At 67.7% G+C, this 6,727-nt stretch carries 7 protein-coding genes; 4 read left to right on the top strand and 3 right to left on the bottom strand.

The window, feature by feature from the left end; all coding sequences use genetic code 11:
• Positions 1 to 238 precede the first annotated feature (238 nt).
• The gene (locus tag AB0G11_RS43655; protein WP_219517859.1) at positions 239 to 955 is read right to left on the bottom strand and encodes a hypothetical protein; all 717 of its coding nucleotides are present in this window, start codon (positions 953 to 955) and stop codon (positions 239 to 241) included.
• Positions 956 to 1,355: 400 nt separating this feature from the next.
• Here AB0G11_RS43655 and AB0G11_RS43650 point away from each other — a divergent pair, with 400 nt between their 5' ends.
• From AB0G11_RS43650 to AB0G11_RS43640, 3 genes are all read left to right on the top strand, one after another.
• Entirely contained in the window at positions 1,356 to 2,294 is a 939-nt protein-coding gene (locus tag AB0G11_RS43650; RefSeq protein ID WP_357592771.1) for an ABC-three component system protein, read from the top strand.
• Positions 2,291 to 2,551, top strand: coding sequence for an ABC-three component system middle component 6 (locus AB0G11_RS43645; protein WP_219515861.1), 261 nt, complete (start codon positions 2,291 to 2,293; stop codon positions 2,549 to 2,551). The genes AB0G11_RS43650 and AB0G11_RS43645 overlap by 4 nt, the downstream gene beginning before the upstream one ends.
• Before the next feature lie 61 nt (positions 2,552 to 2,612).
• The gene (locus AB0G11_RS43640; RefSeq protein WP_357592770.1) at positions 2,613 to 4,280 is read left to right on the top strand and encodes an ABC-three component system protein; all 1,668 of its coding nucleotides are present in this window, start codon (positions 2,613 to 2,615) and stop codon (positions 4,278 to 4,280) included.
• 117 nt (positions 4,281 to 4,397) lie between these two features.
• Here the strand turns inward: AB0G11_RS43640 and AB0G11_RS43635 are convergent, their stop codons facing one another.
• On the bottom strand, positions 4,398 to 5,372 hold the full coding sequence (locus AB0G11_RS43635; protein ID WP_357592768.1) for an SDR family NAD(P)-dependent oxidoreductase: 975 nt from the start codon (positions 5,370 to 5,372) through the stop codon (positions 4,398 to 4,400).
• Positions 5,373 to 5,441: 69 nt separating this feature from the next.
• On the opposite strand from AB0G11_RS43635, the gene AB0G11_RS43630 reads away from it, so the two are divergent.
• Positions 5,442 to 6,056, top strand: a complete 615-nt coding sequence (locus tag AB0G11_RS43630; protein ID WP_219515781.1) for a TetR family transcriptional regulator — start codon at positions 5,442 to 5,444, stop codon at positions 6,054 to 6,056.
• Here AB0G11_RS43630 and phoU read toward each other — a convergent pair.
• Positions 6,026 to 6,670, bottom strand: a complete 645-nt coding sequence (gene phoU / locus AB0G11_RS43625) for a phosphate signaling complex protein PhoU (RefSeq protein ID WP_219515778.1) — start codon at positions 6,668 to 6,670, stop codon at positions 6,026 to 6,028. The genes AB0G11_RS43630 and phoU overlap by 31 nt on opposite strands.
• Positions 6,671 to 6,727 lie beyond the last annotated feature (57 nt).

Genomic DNA, 6,727 nt, shown 5'->3' with positions numbered 1-6,727 from the left:
CGTTTATCAACCCCAAATAAATACCCCTCTTACCCCACCCGACGCTATTCCGACCGCGGGAACTGGGGTTGTTTTCCGGGGGGGCACCCCCCCCCACCCCCGGCGAGGGGCCTGCCGGCCCCTCGCGCTCCCCGGCCGGTTGCGCGAGTTCGGCTTCAAAGGGTCATGTGTTTTGCGGGGCAGCTCCTCAAAGAGGGACCGCTGTGCGACGCGCTCTGTGGGAGCCCCTCTGGGCTGGTCAGCCCGGCAGGGCTCCCAGGCCGGCCAGCAGCTCGTCGCGCTCCCCCTGTGACAGCGCCTGGTAGATGGGCTCGTCCAGCCGGTTCGTCTCGTCCTCGATCTCCCGCCGCTGCGGGCTGTCCGCGGGCAGTGCCCTCAACTGAGCGAGCGTGAGCCCGGCGGCGGACCAGGCGGCCCGGTGCGCGTCGCCCCGGTGGTGGCGCAGCGCCCCGAGGCGGCTGGTCAGGCGGAGCGTCGGGGAGGCGTCTGCCGGCTCGTACACCGGAGCCACCGCCCGGAACGCCGGACCACCGGTGGCCTGACCCGCCTCCAGGAGGCGGCCGACCAGTTCGGCGAGCCGTGGCACCACGGTGAGGCCCGGCATCGTCTCGACCAGCTTCTGGTCCCAGTACACCTCAGCCCAATCGGCGTACGTGCGCTGCACCTCCAGCGCCAACTCCCGGCCGAGCGGAGTCAGCCGCCACGTTCCGTCACCGTCGACCTCCGCCACACCCTGCGCCAGCTCGTCGGTCATGTCCGAGCCGGAGTACGTGGTCACCGCCGCGAAAGCTTCGGCAGGCATAGGCCGGGCCAGCAGGCCGAAATAGAAGCTCCTTTCGAAGCCCGGCCGAATCTTGTACGCGTCGTAGACAGCCTGGACGCGCTCATGCCCTGTGCCCCGGAACCCCGCGTACACCCGGTCGACCACGGGCCGGATCAGTGCTGCGTAACTCATATGGCCTCGACTTACTCGCACAGTGGGAAGCCAAGAATAGATCAACCGTGAGCGCCGTCATCGTGAGTAGCCGGCACAGCCGGGTCAGGAGTCTTCCAGGTCTTCAACGTGGCGATGGCGCGGGTGCCGCCCAAGCCTTGATGCCTGGGCTGGCGTAGGCCCGCCGTCGGGTCGTGGATGGCGCCGGGCGCCATTTCACCACCTTCACCGAGGCCCATGACAGCTCTCCAGCGCGACCGATTTCAAGAGCAAACTCCGCGCCTGCGCACAAATAGCACCTTGATACTCGACCCAAGGGATGGGCAAGTGGAAATCGACAACGATTCAAATCCTGCCAGGCTATCCTTCGTACCCTTGACATGATCGCGCGATCGCGCCCGGTGATTTATGTGGGGGAGTTGTGGAGCTCTGGGAGCGCTCGTCGGTCAGGTTCATGCTCCACGCGAAGCTCGACGACCTGCACGGCGAGGCGTTCGAAGAGTTCTTCCACAGGGTCATGTGTGTTTCGGAGCCCGGCTTTCTCAATGTCCGGACCGCGGGACGAAGGGGTGACCAGGGAGCGGATGGACTGCTGCTCTCCGACCGCAAGCTTTATGCCTGCTACGCACCGCAGACGGTGACACCTGCGAAGATCGCCGACAAGTTCGAAAGCGATCTCTTCAAAGCGCTGGAGCAGCGCAAGAACGAGTTTCACACCTTCGTCTTCGTCCACAGCGACCGGCGGGGCATCCATCCCGAGGTGGCGTCCCTGCTGGCAGGGGCGCGCACGCACTATCCGGAGCTCACCTTCGAGAACTTCGGCAGAACCCACTTCTACACCCGGCTCTGCCGGATGGAGAGGTGGCAGGTGGAAGACTTCCTGGGCCCTTTCCCCGCTGCTCCGGTGGCCGTCAGCGTCGTACTCGACGAGCTCATCCCGTTGCTGGACCATCTGGCGGCCTTTCGCCGTCCGTTCGAAGACCTGCCCGCGATTCCCAGGCCCCCTCTGACCAAGATGGACTACAACGGATTTTCCTGGGACGTCAGGCATCGTCTCTGTCTTGCGCTGCCGTACGTGAAACACGTGGAGGAGTACTACCGGGGACGCCTGGATCCGAACGAGCGCGACGAGGTGGCGGCGGGGTTCCGGGCGCACTACGAGATGATCGCCCGGGCGAGTGCTGACGCGGACGAAATCCTCTGGCAGCTCGAACGTCACATCCTCGGCAACGCCTCGCAACGGTCGCCCATGGAGCTCAACGCGCTCGTCGTCCTGATGTACTTCTTCGAGGAGTGTGAGATCTTCAAGGTGCCGCCCGCGGGGTGGGCTCCTGAGACAGGGGTGGAGGTGCTCGCGTGATCGTGCCGACCAAGGGCGTCGCTCCCCAGCGTGCGTTGCTGGCTGTCGGCGCGCAGATCGTGATCGCCACTGAGCGGCAGCCGGTGACCATCAATCAGGCATGGCGCCGCCTCCTGGCGTGGCGGGAGGCCAACGACCATCGCGCCCCACTGACGTTCTGGTGGTTCGCGCTGTCCCTTGATCTGCTTTTCGCGATGGGGCTCGTCGAGCTGGAGCGGGATGTCCTGATCTTCCGGGCGCGCAGCGATGCTCCGTAGCCTGGGATCGAACGACTCGAGATTCAAGGCCGTCGAATTCCGCTCCGGTCTCAACATTGTCGTGGCCGAGCGCACCGATGCCTCCACCGACACGGACAGCCGTAATGGCTCCGGCAAGTCGAGCATGATAGAGCTGCTGCATTTCGTCCTGGGCGCGCAGAACGCGAACAAGGCGCTGTGGACCAGTCCGAGCCTGCGTGATCACGTGTTCACGCTGGAGCTGGACTGGCCGGGCAGGTCGGAGCCGCTGGTGGTCACGCGCGCCGTCGGCAGGCCGAACAAGATAGTGGTCGACCCGGACGTCACCGGAGGGACGCCGACGGGTCTTTTCGATCGGCCCGCGGAGATATCGCTCAAGGACTGGCAGTGGGTGATCGAGCGGGATCTCTACGGGGCCACATCCCAGAACCTCGACATCAGCGGTAGAACGCTCCTGTCCTTCGCCATCAGAAGAGTCGACGTCGGCGGCTTCCTGGAGCCCACGAAAACCTTCGGCCAGCAGTCGCCGCATGATTCCATGCTCAATTTGTGCCATCTGTTCGGGCTGGACGTGGGCCTGGCGGCGAGATACCGGCTGCTCTCCAATCAGGAAGCCACCAGGAAGAAGCTGGTCGAGGCGGCCAAGGATCCGGTGTGGGGAAAGATCGTCGGTCGTTCCGCAGAGCTCCGCGGTGAGATCGGAGCCGTCGAGCAGCGTCTCGCCGAGCTCGAAAGGCAGATCGCCGATTTTCAGGTGGTCCCGGAGTACGAGAACATCCGCCGGGAAGCCGATGAGGTCGATCAGCAGATCAGGGACCTCCGGGCAGAGGAGGCCATCGAACGCCGCAATCTTCAGGACATGGAGCGGGCGATGGCCGACGTCGTGGAGCCCGATGACCGCTACCTCGAGACCGCCTACCGCCAGCTCGGAGTCATCCTCGGCCAGGAGGTGCGACGCCGGTTCGACGATGTCCGCGTGTTTCACGAGACCGTGGTGAGAAATCGCGAGAAGCACCTGAGCGAGGAGGCCTCCCGCCTCCGCGAGCGTCTGTCGGAGCGCAACCTGGCCCGGCAGCGCCTCGGTGAGAGGCAGGCGGCCCTGTTGCGCACTCTCAACTCGGGCGGGGCGCTCGACGCGCTCACCTCGCTTCAGTACGCCCTCGCACGCGAGCAGGCACATCTCGAATCGCTCAGGCACAGGTTCCAGGCGGCGCAGGCCCTGGAGGCCAGCCGGCGCGAGATCGACGCCAAGCGACTGGAGCTGGAACAGGAGATGGTCACTGACCTCGAAGACAGGGACGCGGCGACCCGGGAGGCCAATGCGCTGTTCAACCAGTATGCGAGGCGCCTGTACGGCGACGGCAAGAATCCGTACCTGACGTTCAGCCCCACGAAGCAGCGCATGCGTATCGAGCCCCGTATCGAGGATGACGGCAGCCGTGGCATCCACAACATGGTCATCTTCTGCTTCGACCTGACCGCTTCGGTGATAGCTCACAGGGCCGGGCGTGGTCCTGACTTCCTGGTTCACGACAGTCATCTGTACGACGGCGTGGATGAGAGGCAGATCGTCCGGGCGTTGCAGCTCGCCGCGGAGGTGACCGCGGCCGAAGGAATGCAGTACGTCGTCACGATCAACTCCGACGATCTGCGGAAGGCCGGCTCGGCGGGCCTTGACGCGGCCCCGTACGTCATCGAGCCCCACCTGACCGACCAGGTCACCGGTGGCCTTTTCGGCTTCCGCTTCTGAACGTGGCGCCGTTCAGGATGGGCCGAGCCGTACGGTGAACGGCCGGGGAGCGCGAGGGGCCGGTAGGCCCCTCGCAGGTGAAGGATCGCCGGCGGTGCGGGCACCGCCGCAGGGCGGTCAGCGCCGGTCGAGCAGCGCGTTGATCATCCCCTGCAACTGCTCCCGCCCCGAAACCCCCAGCGCCCCGCCGAGCGCCTCGGCGAGCCGGTCGTACGGGTCCTCCATGGGCACCGCCCCCAGCTCCTCGGCCAGCTCGGCGACGGTCCACGGCCCGTCCCTGTGCACCGCCGGCCCGGCCGTCCACCCCTGGTTCACGGTGACCGTGCCGCCTCTGACGGACAGCACCTGCCCGGTCCGGGGGCACGCGGCGGAGGCCAGGTAGGCGGCGATGGGGGCGACGGCGGCGGGGTGCAGCGGGTCGAAGCCCTCGGCGGGCGGCTCGCCGCCCATCCCGGGCACCTCCAGGGTGAGCCTGGTACGGGCCATGGACGGCGAGACGCAGTTGACCCGCACGCCGTACCTGCCGAGTTCGAGGGCGGCGACGGTGGTGAGGGCGGCCACGCCGGCGTTCGCGGAGGCGTAGGAGGCCTGGGTAGGCAGCGGGTTGAGCAGCCCGGAGCCGGACGAGGTGTTGATCACGGCGCGGTCGGCGCGGTCGCCGGCCTCGTACCGTTCGCGCCAGTGGCGGGCCGCCCAGCGGGTGACGGCGAACGTGCCCTTGAGCTTCACCGCCACGACGTCGTCGAACTCGTCCTCGCCCAGGTCGGCCAGGCCGAGGTTGCGTTCGACGGCGGCGTTGTTGACGACGACGTGCAGGTCGCCGAAGGTGTCGACGGCGGTGGCGACCATGCGGCGGGCGCCTTCCCAGTCGGCGACGCTGTCGGTGCTGGCGACGGCCTGGCCGCCGCGCGCGACGATCTCCTCGACCACCTTGGCGGCGACGCCGGTGTCGCCGCCGCTGCCGTCGATCTCGACGCCGGGGTCGTTGACGACGACCTTGGCGCCTTCCGCTGCGAAGAACAGCGCCTCCTCGCGGCCGATGCCGCGGCCCGCTCCGGTGATGAGGGCGACGCGCCCGTCAAGACTGCCCATGGGGTCCTGCCTCTCTCCAAGTGACTACATCCAATGTATTACTACATCAGATGTACTAAACTTGCGGGCATGACGGGATTGCGGGAACTCAAGAAGCAGCGCACACGGCAGGCGCTGGTCGAGGCGGCCGTCCGGCTCTTCGAGGAGCGGGGCTTCGAGCAGGTCACCGTCGCGGAGATCGCCGAGGCGGCCGAGGTGTCGACGCGGACGTTCTTCCTGCACTTCCAGGCCAAGGAGGACGTCCTGTTCGCCAACGCGGACGTGCGGGTGGACCTGGGGCTGCGCGTGGTCGCCGAGCGCGGGGAAGGCGAAAGGCCCGCCGACGTGGTCGCGCGGGCCATGGAGGAGATGATCGGCAACGCCTGGGACGCCGACCTGACGAGCGGGCTGGCGCAGCTACGGGTCCGGCTGGCGGCCACCGCCCCGGCGTTGCAGGCCCGGCTGCTGCACCGCTACGTCACCGCGCAGCACGAGCTGACCCAGGCCCTGCGGCAGGCGTACCCGGACGAACTCGACCCGATCGGGGCGGCCGCGCTCGTGGGCGCGGCGGTGGGGGCGGTGAGCGCGGCGACGCTCGCCGCGCTGGAGCGCGGCGACGCGCCCGCCGAGGTGCGGGCGGCGATGCGCCGCGCCACGGAGCTGATCGCCGGGGCTCAGCCGGGACGGGAGCCCGTCACCAGGTAGACGACGTCACGGGCGACGCGGACCGCGTGGTCGGCGTAACGTTCGTAGTAGCGGCCGATGAGCGTGATGTCGATGGCGGGCTCGACGCCGTGGGCCCAGTCCTTGCCCAGGATGTTCTTGAACAGCCGCCGGTGCAGCCGGTCCATCGCGTCGTCGTCCTGCTCCAGCTCCAGGGCCGATTCGACGTCGCGGGAGGCGACGCAGCTGCCGGCCTTGGTGACCAGGTTCTCGGCGATCTGGCCCATCTCCACGATCGTGGAGCGGATCTCCGCGGGGATGGCCGAGTCGGGGTGGCGCAGCCGGGCCACCTTGGCGACGTGCACCGCGAGGTCGCCCATCCGCTCCAGGTCGGTGCCCATGCGCAGCGCCGTGACGACCATCCGCAGGTCGACCGCGACCGGCTGCTGCCTGGCCATCAGGTCGAAGATGGACGCCTCGATGTCCGCGAAGATCGCGTTCACCTCCTCGTCGCGGGAGATCACGCTCTCCGCGAGCTGGAGGTCGGAGTCGAGCAGGGCGGTCGTGGCCCGGGAAATGGCCGAGCGGACAAGCCTGGTCATCTCGACCAGCTTGTCGGTCAGGGAATCAAGTTCTTCATGGTACGCGTCGCGCATGTCGTCACCGTATGTGGGCGTCGATGAACGAACTCCTACGCCGAGATGAACTTTCCG

The sequence above is a fragment of the Nonomuraea sp. NPDC023979 genome, from assembly GCF_040639085.1.
GTDB lineage: Bacteria > Actinomycetota > Actinomycetes > Streptosporangiales > Streptosporangiaceae > Nonomuraea > Nonomuraea ceibae.
Note: the sequence above shows the minus strand (reverse complement) of the source record. Positions and strands in the feature narration are given on the sequence as shown.